Source organism: Parvimonas sp. M20 (genome assembly GCF_035282425.1).
GTDB lineage: Bacteria > Bacillota > Clostridia > Tissierellales > Peptoniphilaceae > Parvimonas.
Genome location: NZ_JAYKBQ010000236.1, coordinates 1 through 253, shown reverse-complemented (window position 1 = coordinate 253; position 253 = coordinate 1). Strand labels below are relative to the sequence as shown.

The 253-nt window shown below is 62.5% G+C and carries 1 protein-coding gene; it reads left to right on the top strand.

Translation table 11 applies throughout. The features are described from left to right. On the top strand, window positions 1–253 hold a 253-nt coding region (locus tag VJI93_RS09090), incomplete at both ends, for a hypothetical protein (protein WP_324009372.1).

The window sequence follows — 253 nt, the reverse complement described above, 5'->3', positions numbered from 1 at the left end:
CAACTACCCGATGCTCGAGACGCAGACGGACTGGCTGGTGCACGGCTTCAGCTACGCGAATTACCTGGCCGAGCTCGGCCCCAACGCGCAGAACGATATCTTCAGCAAATCCTCGGTCGACCTCGCGCTGCGCGACGCCTTCCGCAAGATGCGCAGCTTCCTGATGTCGGCCAAGGGCCTGACGGAGGATGAAGCCATCTCGCTGATGTCCATCGGCGTGGACTTCGGCATCACCCAGGTCGTCGACGGCAAC